The following is a 24,327-nucleotide window of genomic DNA, read 5'->3' as shown; positions in this document are numbered from 1 at the left end:
AACACCATGACAGGCGCACGCCCCGTCCGCGCGGCCCGCGGCACCGAACTCTCCGCTCTCGGCTGGCAGCAGGAGGCCGCCCTGCGGATGCTCCAGAACAACCTGGACCCGGAGGTGGCCGAGCACCCGGACAAGCTGGTGGTCTACGGCGGCACGGGCAAGGCCGCGCGGGACTGGCGCTCGTTCGATGCGATGCAGCGCACGCTGCGGACGCTGAAGCAGGACGAGACGATGCTGGTGCAGTCGGGCCGTCCGGTGGGCGTCATGCAGACCCACGAGTGGGCCCCGCGCGTGCTGATCGCCAACTCGAACCTGGTGGGGGACTGGGCGAACTGGGAGGAGTTCCGGCGGCTGGAGCAGCTGGGGCTGACGATGTACGGCCAGATGACGGCCGGGTCGTGGATCTACATCGGCACCCAGGGCATCCTGCAGGGCACGTACGAGACCTTCGCGGCGGTGGCGGCGAAGAAGTTCGGCGGCACCCTGGCCGGGACGATCACGCTGACCGCGGGGCTGGGCGGCATGGGCGGCGCGCAGCCGCTGGCGGTGACGATGAACGACGGCGTGGCGATCTGCATCGACTGCGACCCGCGCGCCATCGAGCGGCGCATCGAGCACCGCTACCTGGATGTGAAGGCCGACAATCTGGCGCACGCGCTGCAGCTGGCCACCGAGGCCCGCGATCAACGCAAGCCGCTCTCCATCGGCCTGCTGGGCAACGCGGCCGAGCTGCTGCCGCAGATGCTCGCCGAGGGCGCGCCGATCGACATCGTCACCGACCAGACCTCGGCGCACGACCCGCTGTCCTACCTGCCGGTGGGGGTGGCGTTCGAGGACATGGCGGATGCGGCGGCGAAGGACCCGGCCGGGTTCACCACCCGCGCCCGCGAGTCGATGGCTCGCCACGTGGAGGCGATGGTCGGCTTCATGGATGCCGGGGCGGAGGTGTTCGACTACGGCAACTCCATCCGCGGTGAGGCCCAGCTGGCCGGTTACGACCGGGCGTTCGCGTTCCCCGGTTTCGTGCCGGCCTACATCCGTCCGCTGTTCTGTGAGGGCAAGGGGCCGTTCCGCTGGGCGGCGCTGTCCGGAGATCCCCAGGACATCGCGAAGACGGACAAGGCGATCCTGGATCTGTTCCCGGAGAACGAGTCGCTGCACCGCTGGATCAAGATGGCCGGCGAGCGCGTCCACTTCCAGGGCCTGCCCGCGCGTATCTGCTGGCTGGGCTACGGCGAGCGCGACAAGGCCGGTGAGCGCTTCAACGACATGGTGGCGTCCGGCGAGCTGCAGGCGCCGCTGGCGATCGGCCGCGACCATCTCGACTGCGGTTCCGTCGCTTCCCCCTACCGGGAGACCGAGGCCATGCTCGACGGCTCGGACGCGATCGCGGACTGGCCGCTGCTGAACGCCATGGTCAACGTCGCCTCGGGTGCGTCCTGGGTGTCCCTGCACCACGGTGGCGGCGTCGGCATGGGCCGCTCCATCCACGCGGGCCAGGTCTCCGTCGCGGACGGTACGAAGCTGGCCGGGGAGAAGGTCCGCCGTGTACTGACGAACGACCCGGGCATGGGTGTCATCCGGCACGTGGACGCCGGTTACGACATCGCCGACACGGTTGCCGACGAGCGGGGCGTGCGTATCCCGATGCGCGAGCACCCCTCCGCGTAACCGTTCCCGCCGGGCGGGGCCATCGCCAATGACGTCGACGGCCCCGCCCGGCGCTTTTCCGGGTCCGCATAAGGGCTCTTCAGAACCCGCGAAAGGGCCCTTCAGAGCCCGTTCCCAGGCTCTGAAGGGCCCTTGTCGGGACCCTTTCGGGATGTTCAGTCCCGTGCCGGTACGGGGGCTTCGGCCGGCGTTTCCCGGGGGGAATCGGTCACGGCGGCGGTGCCGTTACGCGGACGGAGCCAGACGAAATGCACCACCGACAGCAGGGCCAGCCAGACGGCCCCCACGATCAGCGCGACCCGGGTGTCCGCGGAGAACGCGAGCAGCACCATCACCGCGGCCATGAAGACCATGGCGATGATCTGTCCGTACGGCCAGAACGGGACCTTGTAGGCGAGTTCGGCCGTCTCCTTCTCCGACATCTTCCGCCGGGCCGCGTACTGGCTCGCGAGAATCATCAGCCAAACCCAGACGGTCGCGAAGGTGGCGATCGACGAAATGATGAGGAAGATGTTCTCGGGCATCGTGTAGTTCAGCACCACGCCGAGCAGCAGCGCGCCGATCATGATGGCGACGGTCATCGTCGGCACGCCATTGCGCGAAAGGCGGCGCATGACGGCCGGGGCCTGGCCGCGCTCGGCCATGCCGTACATGATGCGGCCCGCGGCGAAGATGTCGCTGTTGATCGCGGAGAGCGCGGCCACGATGACGACGACGTTCAGTACGGCGGCCGCGGACTTGATGCCGAGACCCGCGAAGATCTGCACGAACGGGCTGCCGTCCGAGCCGATGTCCTGCCAGGAATTGAGCGACATGAGGACGGCGAGCGTCAGCACGTAGAAGAAGACGATGCGCAGCGGAATGGAGTTCACCGCGCTCGGAATGGTCTTCTCCGGGTTCTCCGCCTCGCCGGCCGTGACGCCGATGACCTCGGTGCCGCCGAAGGCGAACATCACGACGGCGAAGGACATGATGAGGCCCTCGGTGCCGTGCGCGAAGAATCCGCCGTGGCTCCAGAGGTTGGAGACCCCGACGTGCATTTCTCCGCCGCCGAGACCGAAGACGATGATGGCGAGCCCGCCCACGATCATCGCGCAGATGGCGACGATCTTCACCAGCGAGAGCCAGAACTCCAGCTCACCGAAGACCTTGACGCTGAAGAGATTCAGTACGCCGATGATGCCGATGGCGGCCAGCACCCAGATCCAGCGCGGCACGTCGGGGAACCAGAATCCCATGTAGACGCCGAGCGCGGTGACGTCGGCGATACAGACGATGACCATTTCGAAGGCATAGGTCCAGCCGGTCGAGAATCCCGCGAACCGGCCGAGATACCGGGTGGCGTACTCGCCGAAGGAACCCGCGCAGGGATGGTTCACCGCCATCTCGCCGAGGGAGCGCAGGACCAGGAAGACGGCCGCGCCGCCGATCAGATACGCCAGCAGCACGGCGGGGCCGCCCGCCTGAATGGCCTCGGAGGATCCGTAGAACAGCCCGGTCCCGATGGCGGAGCCGAGGGCGATGAAACGGATGTGGCGGGACCGGAGACCCCGCTGCAGTGTGGCTTTTTCGGTGCTCAAAAGATGCCCTCTCCTTCGGGAACAGCACGCCCGTCCCTGACGTGCGACACGGGCCGTTGCCTGGTGGGAGCGGCTGTCGTCGCTTCACACTTGAACACAGGCGCCGCATGTATATGCCTGTATAGACAGGACCGTCAAGAGGTGTTCCGGGAGACGGACGGATGACGGAGCGGCGGGAATCCGGAATGCCCGGAACGGCGACGTCCGCGTCCAGCACCTCGCCGGCCGTCGGGCGGGCGCTGGACATCCTCACCCACCTCGCGGGGCGCTCGGGCCCGGTGCGGGTCGCGGCGCTCGCCCGCGAGCTCGGCATCCCGCGCTCGTCGGCGTACCACATCCTCACCGTGCTGGCCGGGCGCGGCTTCGTCACCTACCTCCCGGACGAGCAGGCGTACGGGCTGGGCGTTGCCGCCTTCGAGATCGGCTCCGCCTACCTCCGGCACGAACCGCTGGAACGGCTCGCGCGCCCGATCCTGCGCACCCTCGCGACCCGCCTCGCGCAGCCCGTCCACCTCGGGGTGCTGCACGGTGCCGAGACCGTGTACCTGCTCAAGGAGCAGCCCGCCGCCGGGCGCCCGGGCGCCGAGGCCGCAGTGCCGCTGGTCACCGAGGTCGGCGTCCGGCTCCCGGCGCACCTCACGGCCAGCGGCCGGGCGCTCCTCGCGCACGTCGGCGAGGCGCAGCTCAAGGCGCTCTTCCCGCGCCCCGGCGACCTGATCACCCGTACCGGCAAGGGCCCGCGGTCGCTGAGCGAGCTGCGGGAGCTGCTGGCCCGGGACCGGGCGCGCGGCTGGTCGGAGGAGACCGAGCTGGTCTCGGCGGGCTTCCGGTCGGTCGGGGTGGCGGCGTTCGACCACCACGGGCGGCCCGTAGCGGCCCTGAGCAGCACCTGGTACCGCCACCACCGGCCGCGCGACGAGGCGTACGTACGCGATCTGCTGCGCAGGGGCGCGGCCCGGCTCACGCACGCGGTCTCGGGGCGCGCGCCCACGCCGTAAGAGCCGCGCGCCCACGCCCTAAGAGCCGCGCGCCCAGCCCGTAAGAACGGGCTCAGCGGTTGTCGAACGTGCCCTGCAGCCGGTACCGGGACCCCGGGTGCAGCAGCCGCGCGATGCTGACCAGGGCCTCGCCCGACCAGGTACGCCGGTGGATCAGCAGGCACGGCTCGGACTCGGGCACGCCGAGGACGGCGCACTCCTCCGCCGACGGCAGCACCGCCTCCACCACGTGCTCGCCCTTGCCCAGCGGCGCCACCTCGGACAGGAAGGTGAACGGGGTACGCCGGGTGAAGTCCTGCTCCAGGTAGCCGGGCGCGAAGTCCGGGTGGACGTACCGGTCCTCCAGCTGGATCGCCACGTCGTCCTCGAAGTGCACCACCCGCGACCGGAAGACCCGGCGCCCGGCGCCGGGGCCGAACTGCGCGGCGACCTCGGGGTCGGCGGTCTCCTCCCGTACGTACAGCACCTCGGCGCGGTACCGGTGTCCGCGGCGGCGCACCTCGTCGGCGATGTTGTGCACCTCGACCAGCGCGGAACTGCCCTTGTGCAGCGCCACGAAGCTGCCCACGCCCATCACCCGGCGGATCAGCCCCTGCCCCGCCAGCTCCCGCAGCGCGCGGTTCACCGTCATCCGGGACAGCCCCAGCGAGTCCACGAACTGGCTCTCCGACGGGAGTGCGTCGCCCTCCCGCCACCGGCCGCTCATGATCTCTTCGGTGACGAGGTCCTTCACGCGCTGATACGCGGGAGCGCCCCGCGGCGCCTGCGCCTTGTACCGCCGCGCGAGGTCAGCAGCCTCCCCGGCCAAGCCGTTCACCGTCCCTCGCACTTGTGGTCACCCGCTCCGCGCGGGTGACGCGGACGGAACCGGAATCCTAGTGGGTCTCGGATCCGAGGAACCGGGGCGTCCGCCCTGGCCCACGAGCCGCTGCCCGGGTGTGATGGCTGCGGAACACCGAGGAGCTGAGGAACCGTGACGAGCACCCTGCAGCAGGCCATGACCGTGGACGCGCCCGCCGAGCCCTGGACCGGCCGCGACGACGGCCCCGGCGCCGAGCACCTGCGCTGGCACCACGCGGTGACGCCGTACTCGGAGCACTCCGCGCACGCCGCGTACTCGGCCGCCGGCCCGGACCGGGACTGGGACGCCGCCTTCGTCGGCTTCCGGAGCGATGAGGGCGTGCGGCGCAACAAGGGGCGGCCGGGTGCGGCCGACGGCCCCGGAGAGCTGCGCCGCGCGCTTGCCCCGATGGCGCTCCAGGTGCCGCTGCGCGCGCTGGACGCCGGGGACATCGAGGTCGGCGACGGCGACCTCGCGGCCGGCCAGCGGCGCCTGGGCCGCGCCGTCACCGAGCTCCTGGACCGGGGCCGTCCGGTGACCGTGCTGGGCGGCGGACACGAGGTGGCGTACGGCAGTTACCTCGGCCTCGCCGGCAGCCGCGCGCTGCGCTCCGGCGCCCGGCTCGGCGTCCTCAACCTCGACGCGCACTTCGACCTGCGCGACGACGACCGCCCCAGCTCCGGCACGCCGTTCCTGCAGATGGCCGGGGACGAGGAGGCCGCGGGCCGGGAACTGAACTACTGGGTGCTCGGGGTGAGCGCGCCGAGCAACACCGAGCGGCTGTACCGCACCGCCGACCGGCTCGGCGTGCGCTACCTCCCCGACACCGGCTGCGGCCTCCTGAACATCCATCGCGTAGACGCTTTCGTGGACGACTTCCTCGCGAGCTGCGATCTCGTGCACCTCAGCATCGACCTGGACGTCCTGCCCGCCGCCGTGGCGCCCGGCGTCAGCGCGCCGGCCGCTTACGGGGTGCCGCTGGAGGTCGTGGAACACGTCTGCGCCAAGGTGGCGGCGAGCGGACAGCTGGCCGTCTGCGACGTCGCGGAGCTCAATCCGGACCTGGACCTGGACCACCGCACGGCCCGCACCGGCGCCCGCCTGGTGCACCGCATCCTGACGAGCGCGGTCGCCGGCCAGGTGCCGGCGCCCGGCGGGCCGAGCCGCGTGGGGCTCGGCAGGTAGCGCCCGGACGAGGGCCCGGTCCGTCCGCGGTGCGGGACGGCTCACCGGTCCGGTGCGCGGGGCAGCCGCAGCCGGAAGCACGCACCGCCGTGCGGAGCCGGCTCGTACGAGACGTCGCCCCCATTGGCCCGGGCCAGATTGCGGACCACCCACAGGCCCAGCCCCGCGCCGTCACCGCGCCGGTCCCTGCCGGGACCCTGGCTGAACCGCTCGAACAGCCGCGGTACGAAGTCGGCCGGCACCCCGTCGCCGTGGTCGCACACCGAGATCTCCAGCCACCGGTGGCTCCGGGCCACCGCCCGGGTGACGACCGGCGGGCGGCCGTGGGTGATGGCGTTCTCCAGACAGTTGGTGAGCATCTCCGAGAAGGCCAGCCGGTCCACCCGCGCGACCAGCCGGGGCGAGCACGACAGCCGTACCGCCTCGGCCTCCTCCGTGACATCGCCCAGCCGCTCGATCAGGAACGGCAGTACGTGGATGTCCTCGGGAACGGCGTGCGGGGCGCCGGCATCGATGCGCGCCGCGGTGAGCAGCTTGCGCACCAGCGCCTGGAGGTGGGCGATGCGTTCGGCGATCCGGTTCATGGCCTCGGTCCGCGTCTGCTCCGAGAGCTCCGCCCGGCGGTCGCGCAGCGTGTCGACGAGCACGGCGACGGCGGTCAGCGGGTTGTGCAGCTGGTGGGCGGCCACCGCCACGATCACGTTCTGCCGCTCCAGCGCCGCTTCGAGCGCGCGCTGGGCCTGCCGCCGCCGGGTGATGTCGCGCAGCGCCGCGACGTGCAGCGTCTCGGACTCCAGCAGGGCGGTGGTGACCCGCATCTCCACCACCCGCACTCGTCTGTCCGGGAGCATCAGGTCGATGGTGGTCTCCCCGACGACGAGGGGGAAGCCGAACTCCCTGCCGACCAGTTCGTCGGCGGACCGGTCGAACAGCTCCTCGGCGGCCGGGTTGCAGAACAGGATGCGCCCGTTCGCGTCGACCGCCAGGATGCCGTCCGCCGTCGCCGAGACGATCACCTCCCGGATGTCGTCGGGGCCGGCGCCGTGATTCCCGTCCGCGGCCGCGCCGCCGGGGCGCGGAGAAGTGTCGTCAGCCATCGGGGTCCACCCGTGGGGCCGGTGCACGACCGTCGGCCGCGCCGTGCGGGTCGGCAGTGAACACGGGCCCGCCGTATCCGGCCAGTACGGAGGAGACGCCGTGCAGCGGGTCACCGATGCGCAAACCCGCACTGTCGACGGTGACTTCGCGGATGCGGTGGTCGTGGGCCGAGCCGCGGGTCTGCAGCACCGCGATCGCCCGGCGCGCCCGGCCGGCCGTCTCCACGTAGCGCAGCAGGACCGACACATCGGTGAGGCTGTCGATCCGTGCGGCGATGCCCAGGCCGGTGTGGGAGGGCGTGCGGTCGGCGGGCAGGGAAGTGAGCAGGGCGGTGATGGCACGGGGCCGCAGCACCGCGCCCAGCGCGACGAAGAAGTCCAGCAGCGCCCTCGGAGTGGCGATGCGTTCCAGCGCGGAGAGGGTGTCGATGACCAGCCGCGCGGGCCGGAACTCCTCCACCACCCGCCGCACCAGGATGAAGTGGTCCTCCAGCGACGAGGTCTCGGGGTACTCGGACACCACTTGCAGCAGGCCGGTCGCCTCCATGGCGGACAGGTCCAGGCCCCAGCCCGACGCGTTGCGGTTCAACTGCTGGCGGGTCTCGTCGAAGGTGTACAGCAGGCAGCGCTCGCCCGCCTCCACGCCGGCGGCGACGAACCGCAGCGCGGTCAGCGTCTTGCCGACCCCCGTCGGGCCGGTGAGCAGGATCATCGCATCGCGGTAGACCCCGCCGCCGCACATCTCGTCCAGATCCGGGAGGCCGGTGGAGACCCGGTCGCGGACCACGGCGCCCTCGTGCGGCGCGAGGAACGCCAGGGGGACGATGACGATGCCGTCCCGCGGGTCGATGGTGAACAGCCATTCGCCGGTACGGTGCGGGCCGCCGCGGAGCTTGACGATCTCCAGGGTGCGGCGCCGGCGTTCCTGGACCAGGTTGTTGCGCAGCACGATGACGTTGTTCAGGGCGAACTCCTCCACGCCGAACCGGGAGATGCTGCCGTACTCCGTCTCCCGCTCCGTGGTGATCACCGAGGTGACGCCGAGCGACTCCAGGGACTCCGCCACGCGCAGCAGCTCCTGCCGGACGGTGGCCTGGCCGGGGAAGCGCAGGAAGACCGTGCCCAGCGAGTCCATCGAAACCCGCTTGGCGCCGATCGCGTGGACGGCGTGGCCGATCCTGGCCGCCAGCGCGTGGAAGTCGTACGCGCCGATGATGGCCCCCTCCTCCGTGCTCGTGGCGGAGGCGTCGACGAAGGCCCATTTCCCGGCCCGCTCCCACTCCGCGATCGTGAGCCCCAGCGAGAGCGCGTTGCGCCGGATGTCCGCCGGCGGTTCTTCGAAGGTGACGAACACCCCCGGCTCGTCGTGGACCTGTATCCCCCGGGCGAGGAACTCGGTGGCGAACAGTGTCTTGCCGCTGCCGGCCGTGCCGGTGACGAGCGTGCACCGGCCCGCGGGCAGCCCGCCCAGCGCGACCTGGTCGAAGCCGTTGATGGCGGTGGCCACCCGTGAGACCGGTCCGTTGCCCGATGTCATGGCCGTACCTCCTCGGAGTGGGAACTGGCGTCCGGCAGGCCCAGGGCGAGGGCGGTGCGGTGATGGTCGGAGAGGTCACCGATGACCCGCCGCTGCGGTGACGGGCTGAGCCTGATCACCGTGGGCGTGGCCAGGATCCGTCCTTCCTCCGCCAGTTCGGGCCGCTGGATGGCATCCACTATCTGGAGGTCGTACTGATGGCGCAGCCGGCTGTCACACAGCAGACGCAGGTTGGCCACGGCTTCCTGGGACCGGACGGTCTGCCCGGCGATGAAGAGCCTGAAAGAGTAGGTGGTCACGTGGGACGACCTCCTGGTAGCTGTCGTCCGCTGGTGCTCGGGGCGGAGCAGCCCTGGGTGCCCCACTGTCCTCCGAAAGCCGGCCCGCTGCCAGACGGGGACGGGATTCCGGCCCGCCGGAGTGCGCGGTCCGCAGCCCCGGCGGCGCCCCGCGCGGACGGCGCCGCCGGACTAGGCTGGATCCGGTCGACAGGGTGGGGTGGCCACGATGACCAAGGTGCTGGTGGTCGAGGACCAGCGGGCGCTCGCCGACGCGCTGGAGCTGGCCATCGCCGCCCAGCCGGACCTGGAGTGCGTGGGCGCGGTCGGCACGGTCGAGGCCGCGCTGCCGCTCGCCGCCGCGGGCGTGGACACCGTCCTGATGGACATTCACCTCCCGGGCGCCGACGGCATCGAAGGGACCGCCGCGCTCAAGGCGGCCCATCCCGAGATCCGCGTGCTCATCCTCACCGGGGACACCGATCCCGCGGTGCTCGCCGCGGCCACGGCGGCCGGTGCCGCCGGGTTCCTCTCCAAGGCCAGCGCGCTGTCCGACATCCTCGCCGCGGTGCGGGCACCGGCCGGCGGGCCCCTGCTGGTCGAGAGCGCGGCGCTGGCGGCACTGCTCGGCCCGGCCGACGGCGGCCGGAACGGGCAGGAGGAGGCGGCGCCGGCCCGCCTGACGGCACGCGAACGGGAAGTGCTGCGGCTGCTGGGGGAGGGACTGAGCCCCCGGGCGATCGCCGAACGCCTCGTCATCAGCCGGCACACCGCCCGTGGCCACGTGAAGAACGTGCTGATGAAACTGGGCGCCCACAGCCAGCTGGAGGCGGTGGTCGCGGCCACCCGCGCCGGGCTGCTGCCCGGTGACTGAAATCCGGCCCGTTTGAGGGGTGCCGCCCGGACCGTTTGAGGGTTCTCGCCGGGCGACCCGCCGCCTAATTTCGGAGAGAGGGCGGGACGTCACGAGGAAAGGCAGGTCCGAGGCGATGACGGATCAGGAACGGGCTTTCGCCGAAGTATCGGGGTTCTCGGCTGTCCTGGCGACCACCCCCCCCGCCGGCGACCTGCTGCAGGACCTCGCGCAGCGTTCCGCCGCCGCGCTCGCCGTACGGAGTAGCGGGGTCTTCCTCGTACGGGAAGGGGAGCTGCACCCCGCCGGCGTACTGGACGGAATGGCGGCCGAACTGGCCGCCGTCCAGGCACAGGAGCGCTGCGGACCGTGCCTCGAAGCGCTGCGTACCGTACGGCCGGTCACCGTTCCCGACCTGGCGCGGGACGCGGCGCGGTGGCCCGGCTACGGCGAGCGGGTGCTCGGACTGGGCGTGGCGGCGACGGCCGGCCTGCCGCTGCACTCCAACGGGGAGGCGCTCGGGACGTTGGGCCTCTACCACACCGCGCCGCGGCCCTGGTCCGCCACCGACCTCGCCTGCGTACGGGTGCTGATCGACATGGCCGTCGCCTACCTCACGGTGGCCGCCGACCGGGACCGCCAGCGCCGGGTGGCGGAGCAGCTGCAGCACGCGCTCGACAGCAGGGTCGTCATCGAACAGGCCAAGGGCATGCTCGCGGCCGAGCGCCGGATCCCGACCGGAGAGGCGTTCGAGCTGCTGCGCGGGTACGCGCGCTACCACCGTGCCAAGCTGCGTGACACGGCCGAGGCGGTCGTCGACGGCGGACTGCGCCCCTGACGACGCGGCGGCGAGAGGCGTACCGGGCAGCACGCGCCGCCCGGCAGCGGCGCGTCAGTGCGGAATACCGTCGATCAGTTCGCGGGCGCCCTGGCGGAGCAGCGCGACGGCAACCGAGGTGCCCAGGGTGGCGGGGTCCAGCCGGCCCGCCCACTCGTGGGCGTTGAGGATCGTCTTGCCGTCGGGGGTGAACACGCAGGCCCGGAGCGACAGCTCGCCGCCGCGTTCCGACCTGGCGTACCCGGCGATGGGGGAGTTGCAGTGCCCCTGGAGCACGTGCAGGAACATCCGCTCGGCCTGCGTCTCCCGGTGCGTGTCCGGGTCGCCGAGCCCGGAGACCGCGTCGATGGTCTCGGTGTCGTCCTCGCGGCACTGCAGGGCGAGTACGCCGGCGCCGATCGGCGGGCACATCGTGTCGACGGACAGCACCTCGGTGATCACGTCGGGGCGGTCGATGCGGTGCAGCCCGGACACCGCGAGGAGCAGCGCGTCGGCGTCCCCGGCGTGCAGCTTCTCCATCCGCCGGTTGGCGTTGCCGCGCATCGGCACCGTCTCCAGATGCGGATGCGAGGCGGCGAGCTGGGCGCGGCGGCGTACGGAGGAGGTGCCGATGCGGGTACCGGGGGGCAGCTCGTCCAGGGTGAGGCCGCCGGGGTGGATCAGGGCGTCCCGTACGTCGTCGCGCTTGAGGAACGCGGCGAACGTCGTGCCGGCCGGCAGCGGCCGGTCGGCCGGGATGTCCTTGACGCAGTGCACCGCGAGGTCCGCCTCGCCGGACAGCAGCGCCGCGTCCACCTCCTTGGTGAACGCGCCCTTGCCCTCGACCGCGGAGAGGTCACCCATCCAGCGGTCTCCGGTGGTGGTCACCGGGACGACCTCGGTGGCGATGCCCGGGTGCAGCGCGGCGAGTTCGGTACGGACGCGCTCCACCTGGGCCAGGGCCATGGGGGAGGAGCGGGAGACGATACGGATCAGCTCAGGGGCGGACATGGAGCCACGATAGCCCCGTCCGGCCCCGCCCACCGCCCGGGCCCCGACTCGTAGCGCAAAACTTCGAAGATATCGTCATTCCGCTCGGACCGCCGGTCTCGGGCGGGTGCTCGGCGGGTCTTGATTCCGGCTGATAGGACGCCTCCAAGTGAGCCGGCGGCTCGACGGGAAGGCGATGATTTCCCATGCACGTGGCCAGGACTGCAGCCACCGCCCTTTCCTCTGTCCTCGTCCTGATAATTCCAGCGGCAATCGTGATCAGCGGAATGGCGGATATGCGTCCCGGTGAGGCCGGGACGCACACGGAAGAAGCCGCGCTTTATGGCGGTGACGCCCGGCCGGCCGCGGCAACGGCGGGCCACCGGGCGCCTGCCGCGGCCGGCCGGAAGGTCCGGGTCTCACCGGCCGGGCTGGAGGGGCAGGCCGCCACGTTCGTCGCGGCGGGGCTGACGGAGCAGCGCTTCGAGGCCGCGGCCCGGGCCTCCCGGGCCAGCTCAGAGGCGCGGAGCGCGGCGCTGGAAGAGCGTCGCCGGGCAGCGGCCAGGAAGCGCGCCGAGGCCCGGGAGCGGGTCGAGGCGACAGGGCCGGCCGGGTGGATCCGCGCGTGCCTGCGCGTCACGGGATCACCCGAATACTGGTACGCGGGGCTGTGGACGATCGCCCGCAGGGAATCCGGATTCGACCCGAACGCATTCAATGGATGGGACGCCAACGCGGTGGCGGGCGAGCCGTCCCGGGGGCTTTTCCAGACAACCATGGGAACGTTCCGGGCGCACCATCAGCCCGGTACGGCATGGGACATCAATGACCCGGTGGCGAATTGCGCGGCGGCCGTGAATTACATCAAGGCGCAGTACGGCGACATCTCCCGCGTGCAGCAGGCCGATTCGGGCAGTCCGCCGAAGGGATATTAGGCCGGTCCGTCGGACACACCCGGGGGCGGCCCGCCGGGCACGATCCGGTCCGGCTCCGCCAGCCGCCGCAGCAGGGCGCCCGCCTCCAGTACCCGGCGGACGTCCTCCGGGGGCAGCGTGCCGAGGCGCCCGGCGAGCGCCTCGGCCTCGCTCTGTGCCACGTCGTTCAGGGTGCGGACGCCGGTCTCGGTGATGACCACGCGTGCCGCGCGCCCGTCGGTGGGGTCCGCCTCCCTGCGGACCAGTCCCGCCGACTCCAGGCTCGCCACCGCGGCCGTGGCCGTCGGCTGCGAGCAGGGGATGCGGTCGGCCAGTACGCCGATGCGGGACGGGCCGAGCTGGGTGAGCAGGGCGAGGACGATGAGCTGGGTGGGCGGGACGCGGCGGCCGGGGACGGCCCTGCCCAGGCTGCGCAGCAGCCGGTGCAGGGTCACGACCAGTTCCAGCGCGGCCTCTTCACCGACCGCGCTCAGCGCCGTCTCCTCGCCGACCGCCACGCCACCGTCCACCCGTCTGTCGTCATCGACCTGCCTCGATCAGGTCAAGAAAGTGTAATGGTGGGCGAGTACATGTCCATCCAGAGGGCCAGGTCCAGGGTGCGTTCGAGGCCGCGCCGGGACGCCTGGGTGATCTGCGGGACGTCCACCTTGACCGCGCGCTGCAGCCAGTCCCGGCTGACCAGGTCGAAGACCGGGTGCGAGGGCTTGGCGAGCAGATCCTTGATGTGCCCCTGGAGCGCGACGGCGTACTTCGGGTCCTGCGTGGAGGGGTACGGGCTCTTCACCCGGTCGTACACCGACCTGGGCAGCACGTCGGCGGTGGCCTCGCGCAGCAGGCTCTTCTCCCGGCCGTCGAACGACTTCAGGCTCCAGGGGGTGTTGTAGACGTACTCCACGAGCCGGTGGTCGCAGAACGGCACCCGCACCTCCAGGCCGACGGCCATGCTGGCCCGGTCCTTGCGGTCCAGCAGGACGCGGACGAACCGGGTCAGGTGCAGATAGCAGATCTGCCGCATGCGGTACTCGAAGTCGCTCTCGCCGTCGAGCCGCCGCACGTCCGCGATGGCGCTCCGGTAGCTGTCCTGGATGTAACTGCCCAGGTCCATCGCCTTGGTGACGCCCTCGGTGAGGATGTTGCCGTCGTCGCCGAAGTGTTCGGCGAACTGCACCAGCCAGGGGAAGGTGTCCGCCTCCCGCGCCGCCGGGTCGAAGAACTGCTTGTAGCCGCCGAAGACCTCGTCCGCCGACTCGCCGGACAGCGCCACCGTCGAGTGCTCGCGGATCGCCTTGAACAGCAGGTACAGCGAGGCGTCCATGTCGCCGAGGCCCATCGGCATGTCCCGGGCCCGGATCATCTTGGAGCGTACTTCGGGGTCGGCGAGCTGGTCCGAGTCGAGGACGATGTCCTGGTGCTCGGTCTTCGAGGCGCGCGCCACGTCGTGCACGAAGGGGGTGTCGGGGGTGTCGCGGAGCGCGTCCGGGGTGAAGTTCTCGGTCTGGCCGACGAAGTCGACGGCGAAGCTGCGGACCGTCCTGTCCTCGGCGGCCAGCTGCTGGGCGGCAAGCGCGGTCATCGCGGAGGAGTCCAGGCCGCCGGAGAGCAGGGTGCAGCGGGGCACGTCGGCGACGAGTTGGCGGCGCACGATGTCGTCCAGCAGCGAGCGGACGTGCGCGATCGAGGTGTCCTTGTCGTCGGTGTGCTGCCGGGTCTCCAGCGTCCAGTAGACGCGGGTGCGCAGCCCGTTCTTGGTGAGCGTGACCACGGTGCCGGGCTCGACCTCGCGCATGCCCTCGTACACGGCGTGCCCCGGCGTCTTGACGAAGGCGAACAGCTCGCGCAGGCCGTCCAGCGTCACGGTGGGGGTGACGTGCGGATTGGCGAGGATGGCCTTGGGCTCGGAGCCGAAGAGCACGCCGTCGTCGGTGGCGAAGTAGTAGAAGGGCTTGATGCCCATCCGGTCGCGGATCATCACGAGCTTCTGCTCGCGGCTGTCCCAGATGGCGAAGGCGTACATGCCGTTGAGGCGTTCGGCGACGGCCTCGCCCCACTCCAGGTAGCCGTGCAGGACGACCTCGGTGTCGGAGTCGGTGGTGAAGCGGTGGCCGCGCGCGGCCAGTTCCTTGCGCAGTTCGGAGAAGTTGTACGCCTCTCCGGAGTAGACCATCGCGACCGGCCCGTCGGGAGTGTCGACGGTCATCGGCTGGCGGCCGCCCGGCAGGTCGATGATGGCGAGCCGGCGGTGGCCGAGGGCCGCCGGGCCCTGGATCCAGGTCCCGGCGTCGTCCGGACCGCGGCAGGACATGGTCTGCGTCATGGCGTCGACGGTGTCCTGTTCGGACCGCAGGTCACGCTGGTAGGAAACCCATCCGGCGATTCCGCACATGCTGCTCCTCCGAATCCGACCCCGGGCTCGGTGCGTTGGGGGGCGGCCGCAAAACGGCAGGCGTCAGCGGCCGGACACCCAGGGTCACGTGTATCGAGCACCTATGTATCGAGCATGTGACAGCCGGATGTCGTACGTCAACAGGGGCGTGGGGGTCGGATGCGGCTGACCGGGCCGGAGGTAAAAGGGGCGCCAAGTGCCGGTATACAAGCGGCATTTGGACGGTCATGGGAGTGCCGCGGCCACCTGCTGTGGCCGCGGCACGCGGAGTGAGTCAGCCGGCGACCGGCTGGGTGGCCCGCATCAGCTCGCGGCGCGCCTTCATGAAGGGGCGCGGGCGGTTGAGGGCGAGCACCGCGGTGGTGCGGCCGTCGCGCTCGTACGCGGCGAGGAAGCTGCGGTCCTCGGGGGAGCCGTCGAGGACCCGCACGGTGTCGGTGGGCAGCCGCCGTCCGGCGAACTGGATGCGGACGCCGTACTGGTCGGACCAGAAGTACGGCACGGTGCGGTGTGCCAGGAGGGTCTCGCCCGCGAGGAGGTTGTGGACGGCGGTGGCGGCCTGTTCGGTCGCGCTGTTCCAGTGCTCGGTACGGGAGCCGTCGACCCGGGCCACGTCGCCGACCGCAACGACATGGGGGAGCGTGGTCACGCACCCGGCGTCGGTGACCACCCCGTCCTCCAGGGCCAGCCCGGAGCCGGCCAGCCAGTCGGTGTTCGGGCGGACGCCGATGCCGACGACGACGGTGTCGGCGGGCAGCACCCGCCCGTCGGCCAGCTCGACGCCGGTGACCCGCCCGCCCGGATCGCCTTGCAGCGCCGCGACGCCCGTACCGGTGACCAGATTGACCCCGTGATCCCCGTGCAGCGCCGCGCAGACCCCGGCCATCTCCTCGCCGAGCTGCGGCAGCAGCGGCAGCGGCGCGGCCTCGACGACCGTGACCTCGTGGCCGAGCGCGGCGCACGAGGAGGCGACCTCGGCGCCGATGAAGCCGCCGCCGATCACCACGACCCGCACCGGTCCGCCGGCCAGGTCGTCGCGGAGCCCCTGGGCGTCGTCGAGGTCGCGCAGGGTGTGCACCCCGGCGAGCTCGGGCCCCGGCAGCCGGCGCGGAGTGGCGCCGGTGGCGATGACCACCCCGTCCGTGGCGAGGGTCCGGCCGCCCTCCAGGACCACCGACCGGCCGTCGGCGGCCAGCCCGGCGGCGCGCGTCCCGAGCAGCCACTCAGCGTCGAGCTCCGCGACCTCCTCGGCGTCCGCCAGCGCGAGGGCGTCCTGCCCGATCGTGCCCCGGAGGAAGTCCTTGGACAGCGGCGGCCGGTCGTACGGGCGGTGGTGCTCGTCCCCGACGATCACCAGCCGTCCGTCGAACCCCTGGGAGCGCAGCGCTCTCGCGGCGTACAGTCCCGCCAGCGAGGCTCCGACGACGGTGACCGTCCTCATGCGGCGGTGCCTTCCTCGGCGGCGTGGTGCACGTAGATCATGCCGTTCTCCACGGTGACGGGGTGGGTGCGGACGGCCCGGCGGGCGGGCAGACAGGTCGGCATGCCGGTGCGCAGATCGAACGACGCGGCGTGCAGCGGGCATTCGACCAGGCAGCCTTCCAGCCAGCCGTCGGCGAGGGAGGCGTCCTGGTGGGTGCAGGTGTCGTCGATGGCGTAGATCTCGCCATCGGCATTGAAGACCGCGATGGGAGGTGCGGTGTCGATACGTACCGACTCGCCTGCGGGCAGGTCGTCGAGGTGGCAGATGGGAATCACAGGGCCCCCCTCTTACTGTTCGGTATAGTTAAGTTCCGCGATGCGCACGGCGAAGCGCTCTGCGCAACAGAATCCAAGCCGGGAGCCCGCGCGTCAAGCGCCTCCCTTCAGAAGCCGGCCCGCATCGGGTCGCGCCAGGTGGTGAGATCGGATGTCGGACAACGCGAAGGACACGTCGGAGGCCAGGTCAGCGCAGAAGTCGCCCCGCGGATCGGGGAGTTCCGTGCAGTCGGTGGACCGTGCGGTCACGGTGCTGGAGATCCTCGCCCGGCACGGTGAGGCAGGGGTGACCGAGGTCGCCGACGAGCTCGATGTGCACAAGTCGACGGCCTTCCGGCTGCTCGGCGTGCTGGAGAACCGCGGGCTGGTCGCCCAGGAGCAGGAGCGCGGCAAGTACTACCTCGGCGCCGGGGTGCTGCGGCTGGCCGGGGCCGCCGCGGTCCGGCTGGACATCTCGCAGGAGGGCGCGCCGATGTGCCGGCTGCTCGCCGACGAGCTGGGCGAGACGGCCAACATCGCGGTGCTGGACAACGGCGCCGCGGTCAACATCATGCAGGCCCGCGGCCCGGCCTCCGTCACCGCGCAGAACTGGCTCGGCCGCCGCACCCCGCTGCACGCGACCTCCAGCGGCAAGGCGCTGCTGGCGTTCCAGCCGGGCCCGGTGCAGGACGCGGCGCTGGCCCGTAAGCTGCCGCGGCTCACCGACCGCACGGTCACCTCCGTCGCCGAGCTGCGCGAACAGCTCGCCGAGGTGGTGCGCAACGGCTTCGCGGTGGCGATGGAGGAGCTGGAGCTGGGGCTGCACGCGGTGGCCGCGCCGGTGCGCGCGCACGACGGCCAGGTGATCGGCGCGATCAGCGTCTCGGCGCCCGCGTACCGGCTGGAGCCCGAGCGCATCCCGGAGGTCGCCAAGCGCACGGTCCAGGCGGCCCAGGAATTGTCCCGGCGGATGGGATACGGGGTGTGAGGTCCGCCGTCGCATAGACGGTCCGACCGTGCGCAGGAGTGATGCGGGGCCGGTGTCCACCGGCCCCGCAGTCATGCGTGCCGACGGTGCGCGGGCTTTTACCAACGGTTAACTCCCACCCCTTGACGCCGCCGAGAAGGCGTTCCCAGTATGTCTCTCATCGCGCAACGAGTCGTGCAGTGCGCAACACTGAGGGGTAGGGGCATGCCACACGAAGTCCGTGCTGTGGTCGCGACGAAAAAGGGCGCACCGGTGGAGGTGCAGCCGATTCTGGTGCCGGACCCGGGCCCGGGGGAAGCGCTCGTCTCCGTACAGGCGTGCGGGGTCTGCCACACGGACCTGCACTACCGGGAAGGCGCCGTGAACGACGACTTCCCGTTCCTGCTCGGACACGAGGCGGCCGGGGTGGTCGAGGCCGTGGGGGACGGCGTCACCGACCTGCTGCCCGGCGACTACGTGGTGCTCGCCTGGCGCGCGCCCTGCGGCACCTGCCGCTCCTGTCGCCGCGGCCGCCCCTGGTACTGCTTCGACTCGCGCAACGCGGCTCAGCCGATGACGCTGCTCGACGGCACCCCGCTCACCCCGGCGCTCGGCATCGGCGCCTTCGCCGAGAAGACCCTGGTCGCCGCCGCACAGGCGGTCAAGGTCGACCCGGCGGCCCGCCCCGAGGCCGCGAGCCTGATCGGCTGCGGCGTGATGGCCGGCTACGGCGCGGCCGTGAACACCGGAGGCGTGCGTCGCGGCAACACGGTCGCGGTCATCGGCTGCGGCGGCGTCGGCAACGCCGCCATCGCGGGCGCCTGCCTCAACGGCGCGCGCAAGGTCATCGCCATCGACGTCGACGACAGAAAGCTCGACCAGGCCGAGAAGTTCGGCGCCACCCACATCATCAACTCCCGCGGTGCGGACCCGGTCGAGGCGGTGCGCGCCCTGACGGGCGGCGTCGGCGTGGACATCGCGATCGACGCGGTGGGCCGCCCGGAGACGTACAAGCAGGCGTTCTACATGCGCGACCTCGCCGGCACCCTGGTCCAGGTGGGCGTGCCCGAGCCCGGCATGAACGTCGAGATCCCGCTCAGCGACATCTTCTCGCGCGGCGGCGCCCTCAAGTCCTCCTGGTACGGCGACTGCCTGCCCAGCCGCGACTTCCCCGACCTGATCGACCAGTACCTGTACGGACTGCTCGACCTCGAAAGCTTCGTCACCGAGCGGATCTCCCTGGACGAGGTGGAGACCGCCTTCGACACCATGCGCGGCGGCCGCGTCCTGCGCTCCGTGGTCGTCCTCTGAGGGACGCCACTCCCCGTACGTCCTGCCTGACCCGAAGGAGGGGCATGTCCCGCACACCCGCCACCGACGCCCGCGTGGTCGTGATCGGCGCCGGCATCGTCGGCTGCTCGCTCGCCGACGAACTGACCGCGCGCGGCTGGCGCGACGTCACCGTCCTCGAACAGGGCCCGCTCCCGGCCCCCGGCGGCTCCACCTCGCACGCCCCCGGACTGGTCTTCCAGACCGGCCCGTCCAAGACCATGACCGAGTTCGCCGCTTACACGGTCGAGAAGTTCAACTCCCTCGAGGTGGACGGCCTTCCCTGCTTCAACCCGCTCGGCGGACTGGAGCTCGCCACCACCCCCGAGCGCTGGGCCGACCTGCACCGCAAGGCCGGACTCGCCGCCTCCTGGGGCGTACGCGCCGAACTGATCACCCCGGCCGAGTGCAAGAAGTACTGGCCGATGCTGGACGAGGACAAGGTCCTCGGCGGGCTCCACACCCCCGACGACGGCCTGGCCCGCGCCCTCCTCGCCTGTCGCGCCCAGATCACCCGCGCCGAGTCCCGCGGCGCCCGCTTCCTGGACCGGCACACCGTCACCGGCATCGAGCAGGAGAACGGCCGGGTCACCGGCGTCGTCACCGACCGCGGCACCTTCCCGGCCGACCACGTCGTCTCCGCGGCCGGCTTCTGGGGCCCGGTGATCGGCAAAATGGCCGGCGTCGACGTGCCGCTGCTGCCGCTGGCGCACCAGTACGCCAAGACCGCGCCGCTGCCGGAGCTCGACGGCGTCAACGACCCGCGTACCGAGGCGAGCAAGCCGATCCTGCGCTTCCAGGACCGCGATCTGTACTACCGCGAACACACCGACCGCATCGGCATCGGCTCCTACGCGCACCGCCCGATGCCCGTCGACCCCGCCGCGGTGCCCGCCTTCGACGACGCGCCGATCATGCCGTCCTCGCTGCCCTTCACCGAGGAGGACTTCGCGCCGAGCTGGCAGGACAGCATCGAGCTGCTCCCCGCCCTCGGCGAATCCCGCGTCGAGGAGGGCTTCAACGGCGTCTTCTCCTTCACCCCCGACGGCATGCCCGTCCTCGGCGAATCCCGCGAGGTGCGCGGATTCTGGCTCGCCGAGGCGGTCTGGGTCACCCACTCCGCGGGCGTGGCGCGCGCCGTCGCCCAGTGGATGACCGACGGCCGTCCCGACATCGACATTCACGAGTGCGACCTGTACCGCTTCGAGGACGCGCAGCGCTCGCCCGCGTACATCGAGGACCGCGGCGCCCAGAACTTCGTCGAGGTCTACGACGTCCTGCACCCGCTCCAGCCCATGGAGCAGCCCCGCCCCCTGCGGGTCAGCCCCTTCTACGCCCGCCAGCAGGAGCTGGGCGCGTTCTTCCTGGAGGGCGGCGGCTGGGAGCGCCCCCACTGGTACGAGGCCAACGCCCCGCTCGCCGAGGGCCTCGAACTGCCCGAGCGGGACGCCTGGTCGGCGCGGTACTGGTCGCCGATCGCCGCCGCCGAGGCCAAGGTCACGCGCGAGAAGGTCGCGCTGTACGACATGACGCCGCTGCGCCGGCTGGAGGTCACCGGGCCCGGCGCGCTCGCCTTCCTCCAGCGCATGACCACCAACCAGCTGGACAAGAAGCCCGGCGCGGTCACCTACACGCTGCTCCTGGACGAGACGGGCGGCGTCCGCTCCGACCTCACCGTGGCCCGGCTCGCGCCCGACCGCTTCCAGATCGGCGCCAACAGCGGCTCCGACCTGGACTGGCTGCTGCGGCACGCACCCGCGGGCGTCCACATCCAGGACATCACCTCCGGGACCTGCTGCATCGGCGTCTGGGGCCCGCTCGCCCGCGACCTGGTCCAGCCGCTCACCCGCGACGACTTCTCGCACAAGGGCTTCGGCTACTTCAAGGCCAAGCAGACCCACCTCGGCCACGTCCCCGTCACGGCCATGCGGCTGAGCTACGTGGGCGAGCTGGGCTGGGAGCTGTACACCACCGCCGACCTGGGCCTGCGCCTGTGGGACACGCTGTGGGAGGCCGGCCAGGAGCACGGCGTGATCGCGGCAGGGCGGTCCGCCTTCAACAGCCTGCGGCTGGAGAAGGGCTACCGCTCCTGGGGCCACGACATGACCACCGAGCACGACCCGTACGAGGCGGGCGTCGGCTTCGCCGTCCGCCGCGCCAAGGGCGACTTCCTCGGCCGCGCCGCACTGGAGGGCCGCAGCGAGGAGACCGCCCGCCGCAAGCTGACCTGCCTCACCCTCGACGACCCGGCCGCCGTGGTCCTCGGCAAGGAGCCGGTCTACGTGAACGGCGCGCCCGCCGGCTACGTCACCTCCGCCTCCTACGGCTACAGCATCGGCCGCTGCGTCGCGTACGCCTGGCTGCCGGCCTCCGCCGCCGTCCCCGGCACCGCCGTGCACGTGGAGTACTTCGGCCGGAAGGTCGCCGCGACCGTCGCCGAGGAACCGCTGTTCGACCCGAGCATGACCCGCATCCGCAAGTAGCGCTTGAGAAGTAGTCGGCTTGAGGAGACGCACATGACGACCACGCCCGAACTCGCCCCCACCGCCGCATCCAGCCTGATCACCACCCTGCCCGGCACCTCCTACACCGACCCGGAGACCTTCCGGCAGGAGCAGGAGAAGATCTTCGAGCGGCTGTGGTTCTGCGCCGTGCGCAGCGCCGACCTGGAGAAGCCCGGCGCCTTCCGCACCGTGCAGGTCGGCCGCGAGAACGTCCTGATCACCCGCAACCGCAAGGGCGAACTGCGGGCCTTCCTGAACATCTGCCGGCACCGCGGCGCCCGCCTGTGCACCGAGGAGTCCGGCGAGAACCGCCGCAACCTCCAGTGCCCCTACCACGCCTGGACCTACGACTTCGACGGCAAGCTGATCGCCGCGCCCAACCTGACGTCGATGCCGGACATCGACCGCACCGAACGCGGCCTGGTCACCGTCCCGCTGCGGGAGTGGCTCGGCTACGCCTGGGTCTGCCTGGCCGACGAGCCGCCGTCCTTTGAGGACACGGTGATCGGCGCGGCCGTCGAGCGGCTCGGCGACGCCGCCTCCATCGAGCGGTACCGCACCGAGGGCCTGGCCCTGGGCAAGCGCATCACCTACGACGTGGCGGCCAACTGGAAGCTCATCATCGAGAACTTCATGGAGTGCTACCACTGCGCCACCATCCACCCCGAACTCACCGACGTCCTCCCGGAGTTCGCTGACGGGTTCGCCGCCCAGTACTACGTCGGGCACGGCGCGGAGTTCGCGCCGGAGGCCGAGGGCTTCACGGTCGACGGCAAGGGTGGCTTCGGCCGGCTCCCGGAGATCGCGGAGGACCAGGACCGCCGGTACTACGCGATCACGGTCCGGCCGCAGGTCTTCGTCAACCTCGTGCCCGACCACGTCATCGTCCACCGGATGTTCCCGATGGCCGCCGACCGCACGGTCGTGGAGTGCGACTGGCTCTACCTCCCCGAGGTCGTCGAGTCCGGCGCCGACATCTCCTCCTCCGTCGAGCTGTTCCACCGCGTCAACCAGCAGGACTTCGAGGCGTGCGAGCGAACGCAGCCGGCCATGGACTCCCGCGCGTACCGGGACGGAGGCGTGCTCGTGCCGAGCGAGCACCACATCGGCGCCTTCCACCAGTGGGTCACCGAGCAGCTGGAGGCCCCGGGTGCCTGAGCTGTTCATCGACGGGCGGTGGCAGGCGGCCGCCGCCGGGGGCACCCGGGAGATCCGCTGCCCCGCCGACCAGAGCCTCGTCGCGGTGGTCGACGAGGGCGGTCCCGAGGACGCGCGCCGGGCGGTGGCCGCCGCCCGGCGCGCCTTCGACACCGGCCCCTGGCCGCACACCACCGCGGCCCGGCGCGGCGCCAAGCTGCTGCGGGTCGCCGACCTCCTGGAGCGGGACAAGGCGGCGCTCGCCCGCGCCGAGTCGCTCGACACCGGCAAACGGCTGGTGGAGAGCGAGCTCGACATGGACGACATCGCGGCCTGCTTCCGGTACTTCGGGCGGCTGATCACCGAGGAGGGGGACGCGGGCCGGACCGTCGACGCGGGCGACGCGACGATCGAGAGCCGTGTGGTCCACGAGCCGGTGGGCGTCTGCGCGCTGATCACGCCGTGGAACTACCCGCTGCTGCAGACCGCCTGGAAGGTCGCCCCGGCCCTCGCCGCCGGCAACACCTTCGTGCTCAAGCCCAGCGAGCTCACCCCGCACACCGCGATCCATCTGATGAAGCTGCTCGCCGAGGCCGGGCTGCCGGACGGCGTGGCCAACCTCGTCCTCGGCACCGGGCCGGAGGCGGGCGCCCCGCTCACCGAGCACCCGGACGTGGACCTGGTCTCCTTCACCGGTGGCCTGGCCACCGGAAAGCGGATCGCGGCCACCGCTGCCGCCACGGTCAAGAACGTCGCCCTCGAACTCGGCGGCAAGAACCCCAACATCGTCTTCGCCGACGCCGACTTCGAGACGGCCGTCGACTACGCCCTGACCGCGATCTTCCTGCACTCCGGGCAGGTCTGCTCGGCGGGCGCCCGGCTGCTGGTCGAGGACTTCCTGCATGATCGTTTCGTCGACGAGGTGGTGCGCCGGGCGCGGGAGATCCGGCTCGGCGGGCCCTTCGACCCGGAGGCCCGTACCGGCCCGCTGATCTCCGCGGCACACCGGGAGAAGGTCGAGGCGTACGTCGCCGCCGGGCTCGCCGAGGGCGCCGTGCTGCGCTGCGGCGGCGCCCGCCCCGACGACCCGGCCCTCGCGGACGGCTTCCACTACCTGCCGACCGTCCTGGACGAGTGCACCGCCGGCATGTCGGTGGTGCGCGAGGAGTCCTTCGGCCCGGTCCTCACCGTCGAGCGCTTCACCGACGAGGACGAGGCGGTACGGCTCGCCAACGACACCGTCTACGGGCTGGCCGGCGCGGTGTGGACCACCGATGCGGCACGCGCCGAACGGGTCGCCGCCCGGCTGCGGCTCGGCACCGTATGGATCAACGACTTCCACCCCTACCTGCCGCAGGCCGAGTGGGGCGGCTTCAAGCAGTCCGGGACCGGCCGCGAGCTCGGCCCCACCGGCCTCGCCGAATACCGCGAGGCCAAGCACGTCTGGCGCAACACCGCCCCGAAGGCACTCCACTGGTTCGACTGACC

General features: G+C 71.8%; 21 protein-coding genes. 11 read left to right on the top strand and 10 right to left on the bottom strand.

Annotated elements, in window-relative coordinates:
- Window positions 1-6: 6 nt before the first annotated feature.
- A complete protein-coding gene (gene hutU / locus ACIGXO_RS07215; protein ID WP_399781540.1) occupies window positions 7-1,671 on the top strand; it encodes a urocanate hydratase in 1,665 nt (554 codons plus the stop codon).
- A 155-nt stretch (window positions 1,672-1,826) separates the two neighbouring features.
- Here hutU and ACIGXO_RS07210 read toward each other — a convergent pair whose 3' ends face one another.
- Window positions 1,827-3,251: an amino acid permease gene (locus ACIGXO_RS07210; RefSeq protein WP_399781537.1), complete on the bottom strand. Its 1,425-nt coding sequence runs from the start codon at window positions 3,249-3,251 to the stop codon at window positions 1,827-1,829.
- Between the two features lie 185 nt (window positions 3,252-3,436).
- On the opposite strand from ACIGXO_RS07210, the gene ACIGXO_RS07205 reads away from it, so the two are divergent.
- Complete coding sequence (locus tag ACIGXO_RS07205) at window positions 3,437-4,249, top strand: IclR family transcriptional regulator (RefSeq protein ID WP_399781534.1); 813 nt, start codon at window positions 3,437-3,439, stop codon at window positions 4,247-4,249.
- A gap of 52 nt (window positions 4,250-4,301) precedes the next feature.
- Here the strand turns inward: ACIGXO_RS07205 and hutC are convergent, their stop codons facing one another.
- Window positions 4,302-5,057 (bottom strand): histidine utilization repressor, encoded by a 756-nt coding sequence (gene hutC / locus ACIGXO_RS07200; protein WP_399781531.1) that lies wholly within the window; start codon window positions 5,055-5,057, stop codon window positions 4,302-4,304.
- A gap of 165 nt (window positions 5,058-5,222) precedes the next feature.
- Between hutC and hutG the strand changes: the two genes are divergently transcribed.
- The gene (hutG, locus tag ACIGXO_RS07195) at window positions 5,223-6,275 is read left to right on the top strand and encodes a formimidoylglutamase (RefSeq protein WP_399781529.1); all 1,053 of its coding nucleotides are present in this window, start codon (window positions 5,223-5,225) and stop codon (window positions 6,273-6,275) included.
- 41 nt (window positions 6,276-6,316) lie between these two features.
- On the opposite strand, the gene ACIGXO_RS07190 is transcribed toward hutG, so the two are convergent.
- Genes ACIGXO_RS07190 through ACIGXO_RS07180 form a run of 3 tightly spaced genes read right to left on the bottom strand, consistent with a single transcriptional unit; the run spans window position 6,317 to window position 9,208 of the window.
- Entirely contained in the window at window positions 6,317-7,372 is a 1,056-nt protein-coding gene (locus ACIGXO_RS07190) for an ATP-binding protein (RefSeq protein ID WP_399781526.1), read from the bottom strand.
- On the bottom strand, window positions 7,365-8,909 hold the full coding sequence (kaiC, locus tag ACIGXO_RS07185) for a circadian clock protein KaiC (protein ID WP_399781524.1): 1,545 nt from the start codon (window positions 8,907-8,909) through the stop codon (window positions 7,365-7,367). Before kaiC ends, ACIGXO_RS07190 begins: the two co-directional genes overlap by 8 nt.
- Window positions 8,906-9,208, bottom strand: a complete 303-nt coding sequence (locus tag ACIGXO_RS07180; protein ID WP_399781522.1) for a circadian clock KaiB family protein — start codon at window positions 9,206-9,208, stop codon at window positions 8,906-8,908. Before ACIGXO_RS07180 ends, kaiC begins: the two co-directional genes overlap by 4 nt.
- 208 nt (window positions 9,209-9,416) lie before the next feature.
- Between ACIGXO_RS07180 and ACIGXO_RS07175 the strand changes: the two genes are divergently transcribed.
- Window positions 9,417-10,061: a response regulator transcription factor gene (locus ACIGXO_RS07175; RefSeq protein ID WP_399781519.1), complete on the top strand. Its 645-nt coding sequence runs from the start codon at window positions 9,417-9,419 to the stop codon at window positions 10,059-10,061.
- A 115-nt stretch (window positions 10,062-10,176) separates the two neighbouring features.
- Complete coding sequence (locus ACIGXO_RS07170; protein ID WP_399781516.1) at window positions 10,177-10,878, top strand: GAF and ANTAR domain-containing protein; 702 nt, start codon at window positions 10,177-10,179, stop codon at window positions 10,876-10,878.
- 54 nt (window positions 10,879-10,932) lie between these two features.
- On the opposite strand, the gene hemC is transcribed toward ACIGXO_RS07170, so the two are convergent.
- A complete protein-coding gene (hemC, locus tag ACIGXO_RS07165; protein WP_399781513.1) occupies window positions 10,933-11,868 on the bottom strand; it encodes a hydroxymethylbilane synthase in 936 nt (311 codons plus the stop codon).
- 185 nt (window positions 11,869-12,053) lie between these two features.
- Here hemC and ACIGXO_RS07160 point away from each other — a divergent pair, with 185 nt between their 5' ends.
- On the top strand, window positions 12,054-12,782 hold the full coding sequence (locus ACIGXO_RS07160; protein ID WP_399781511.1) for a transglycosylase SLT domain-containing protein: 729 nt from the start codon (window positions 12,054-12,056) through the stop codon (window positions 12,780-12,782).
- On the opposite strand, the gene ACIGXO_RS07155 is transcribed toward ACIGXO_RS07160, so the two are convergent.
- The 4 genes from ACIGXO_RS07155 to ACIGXO_RS07140 all read right to left on the bottom strand — a co-directional run bounded on the left by ACIGXO_RS07155 (window position 12,779) and on the right by ACIGXO_RS07140 (window position 16,923).
- The gene (locus ACIGXO_RS07155) at window positions 12,779-13,291 is read right to left on the bottom strand and encodes a MarR family winged helix-turn-helix transcriptional regulator (protein WP_399781508.1); all 513 of its coding nucleotides are present in this window, start codon (window positions 13,289-13,291) and stop codon (window positions 12,779-12,781) included. The two genes, ACIGXO_RS07160 and ACIGXO_RS07155, sit on opposite strands and share 4 nt — an antisense overlap.
- A gap of 32 nt (window positions 13,292-13,323) precedes the next feature.
- Complete coding sequence (asnB, locus tag ACIGXO_RS07150) at window positions 13,324-15,165, bottom strand: asparagine synthase (glutamine-hydrolyzing) (RefSeq protein ID WP_399781506.1); 1,842 nt, start codon at window positions 15,163-15,165, stop codon at window positions 13,324-13,326.
- Window positions 15,166-15,439: 274 nt separating this feature from the next.
- Complete coding sequence (locus ACIGXO_RS07145) at window positions 15,440-16,606, bottom strand: NAD(P)/FAD-dependent oxidoreductase (protein ID WP_399781503.1); 1,167 nt, start codon at window positions 16,604-16,606, stop codon at window positions 15,440-15,442.
- Entirely contained in the window at window positions 16,603-16,923 is a 321-nt protein-coding gene (locus ACIGXO_RS07140; protein WP_399781500.1) for a bifunctional 3-phenylpropionate/cinnamic acid dioxygenase ferredoxin subunit, read from the bottom strand. Before ACIGXO_RS07140 ends, ACIGXO_RS07145 begins: the two co-directional genes overlap by 4 nt.
- A gap of 151 nt (window positions 16,924-17,074) precedes the next feature.
- Between ACIGXO_RS07140 and ACIGXO_RS07135 the strand changes: the two genes are divergently transcribed.
- The 5 genes from ACIGXO_RS07135 to ACIGXO_RS07115 all read left to right on the top strand — a co-directional run bounded on the left by ACIGXO_RS07135 (window position 17,075) and on the right by ACIGXO_RS07115 (window position 24,325).
- The gene (locus tag ACIGXO_RS07135; protein ID WP_399781497.1) at window positions 17,075-17,890 is read left to right on the top strand and encodes an IclR family transcriptional regulator; all 816 of its coding nucleotides are present in this window, start codon (window positions 17,075-17,077) and stop codon (window positions 17,888-17,890) included.
- Window positions 17,891-18,094: 204 nt separating this feature from the next.
- Window positions 18,095-19,180: an S-(hydroxymethyl)mycothiol dehydrogenase gene (locus ACIGXO_RS07130; protein WP_399781494.1), complete on the top strand. Its 1,086-nt coding sequence runs from the start codon at window positions 18,095-18,097 to the stop codon at window positions 19,178-19,180.
- A 44-nt stretch (window positions 19,181-19,224) separates the two neighbouring features.
- Window positions 19,225-21,681 (top strand): FAD-dependent oxidoreductase, encoded by a 2,457-nt coding sequence (locus ACIGXO_RS07125; RefSeq protein ID WP_399781490.1) that lies wholly within the window; start codon window positions 19,225-19,227, stop codon window positions 21,679-21,681.
- A 33-nt stretch (window positions 21,682-21,714) separates the two neighbouring features.
- Complete coding sequence (locus ACIGXO_RS07120) at window positions 21,715-22,860, top strand: aromatic ring-hydroxylating dioxygenase subunit alpha (protein ID WP_399781487.1); 1,146 nt, start codon at window positions 21,715-21,717, stop codon at window positions 22,858-22,860.
- Window positions 22,853-24,325, top strand: a complete 1,473-nt coding sequence (locus tag ACIGXO_RS07115) for an aldehyde dehydrogenase family protein (protein WP_399781485.1) — start codon at window positions 22,853-22,855, stop codon at window positions 24,323-24,325. The genes ACIGXO_RS07120 and ACIGXO_RS07115 overlap by 8 nt, the downstream gene beginning before the upstream one ends.
- Window positions 24,326-24,327: the final 2 nt, after the last annotated feature.

Origin of the sequence: Streptomyces sp. NPDC053542 (assembly GCF_044544685.1) — a bacterium.
In the GTDB taxonomy this organism is placed as follows: domain Bacteria; phylum Actinomycetota; class Actinomycetes; order Streptomycetales; family Streptomycetaceae; genus Streptomyces.
The sequence above is the reverse complement of the archived record's forward strand: the minus strand, read 5'-3'. Positions and strand labels throughout refer to the sequence as shown.

Bases quoted from the DNA above. Each gene is read 5' to 3' on its own strand.
- hutU (WP_399781540.1), top strand. From the start codon at position 7: ATGACAGGCGCACGCCCCGTCCGCGCGGCCCGCGGCACCGAACTCTCC.
- ACIGXO_RS07205 (WP_399781534.1), top strand. From the start codon at position 3,437: ATGCCCGGAACGGCGACGTCCGCGTCCAGCACCTCGCCGGCCGTCGGG.
- ACIGXO_RS07190 (WP_399781526.1), bottom strand. From the start codon at position 7,372: ATGGCTGACGACACTTCTCCGCGCCCCGGCGGCGCGGCCGCGGACGGG.
- kaiC (WP_399781524.1), bottom strand. From the start codon at position 8,909: ATGACATCGGGCAACGGACCGGTCTCACGGGTGGCCACCGCCATCAAC.
- ACIGXO_RS07175 (WP_399781519.1), top strand. From the start codon at position 9,417: ATGACCAAGGTGCTGGTGGTCGAGGACCAGCGGGCGCTCGCCGACGCG.
- ACIGXO_RS07170 (WP_399781516.1), top strand. From the start codon at position 10,177: ATGACGGATCAGGAACGGGCTTTCGCCGAAGTATCGGGGTTCTCGGCT.
- hemC (WP_399781513.1), bottom strand. From the start codon at position 11,868: ATGTCCGCCCCTGAGCTGATCCGTATCGTCTCCCGCTCCTCCCCCATG.
- ACIGXO_RS07160 (WP_399781511.1), top strand. From the start codon at position 12,054: ATGCACGTGGCCAGGACTGCAGCCACCGCCCTTTCCTCTGTCCTCGTC.
- asnB (WP_399781506.1), bottom strand. From the start codon at position 15,165: ATGTGCGGAATCGCCGGATGGGTTTCCTACCAGCGTGACCTGCGGTCC.
- ACIGXO_RS07145 (WP_399781503.1), bottom strand. From the start codon at position 16,606: ATGAGGACGGTCACCGTCGTCGGAGCCTCGCTGGCGGGACTGTACGCC.
- ACIGXO_RS07135 (WP_399781497.1), top strand. From the start codon at position 17,075: ATGTCGGACAACGCGAAGGACACGTCGGAGGCCAGGTCAGCGCAGAAG.
- ACIGXO_RS07130 (WP_399781494.1), top strand. From the start codon at position 18,095: ATGCCACACGAAGTCCGTGCTGTGGTCGCGACGAAAAAGGGCGCACCG.
- ACIGXO_RS07125 (WP_399781490.1), top strand. From the start codon at position 19,225: ATGTCCCGCACACCCGCCACCGACGCCCGCGTGGTCGTGATCGGCGCC.
- ACIGXO_RS07120 (WP_399781487.1), top strand. From the start codon at position 21,715: ATGACGACCACGCCCGAACTCGCCCCCACCGCCGCATCCAGCCTGATC.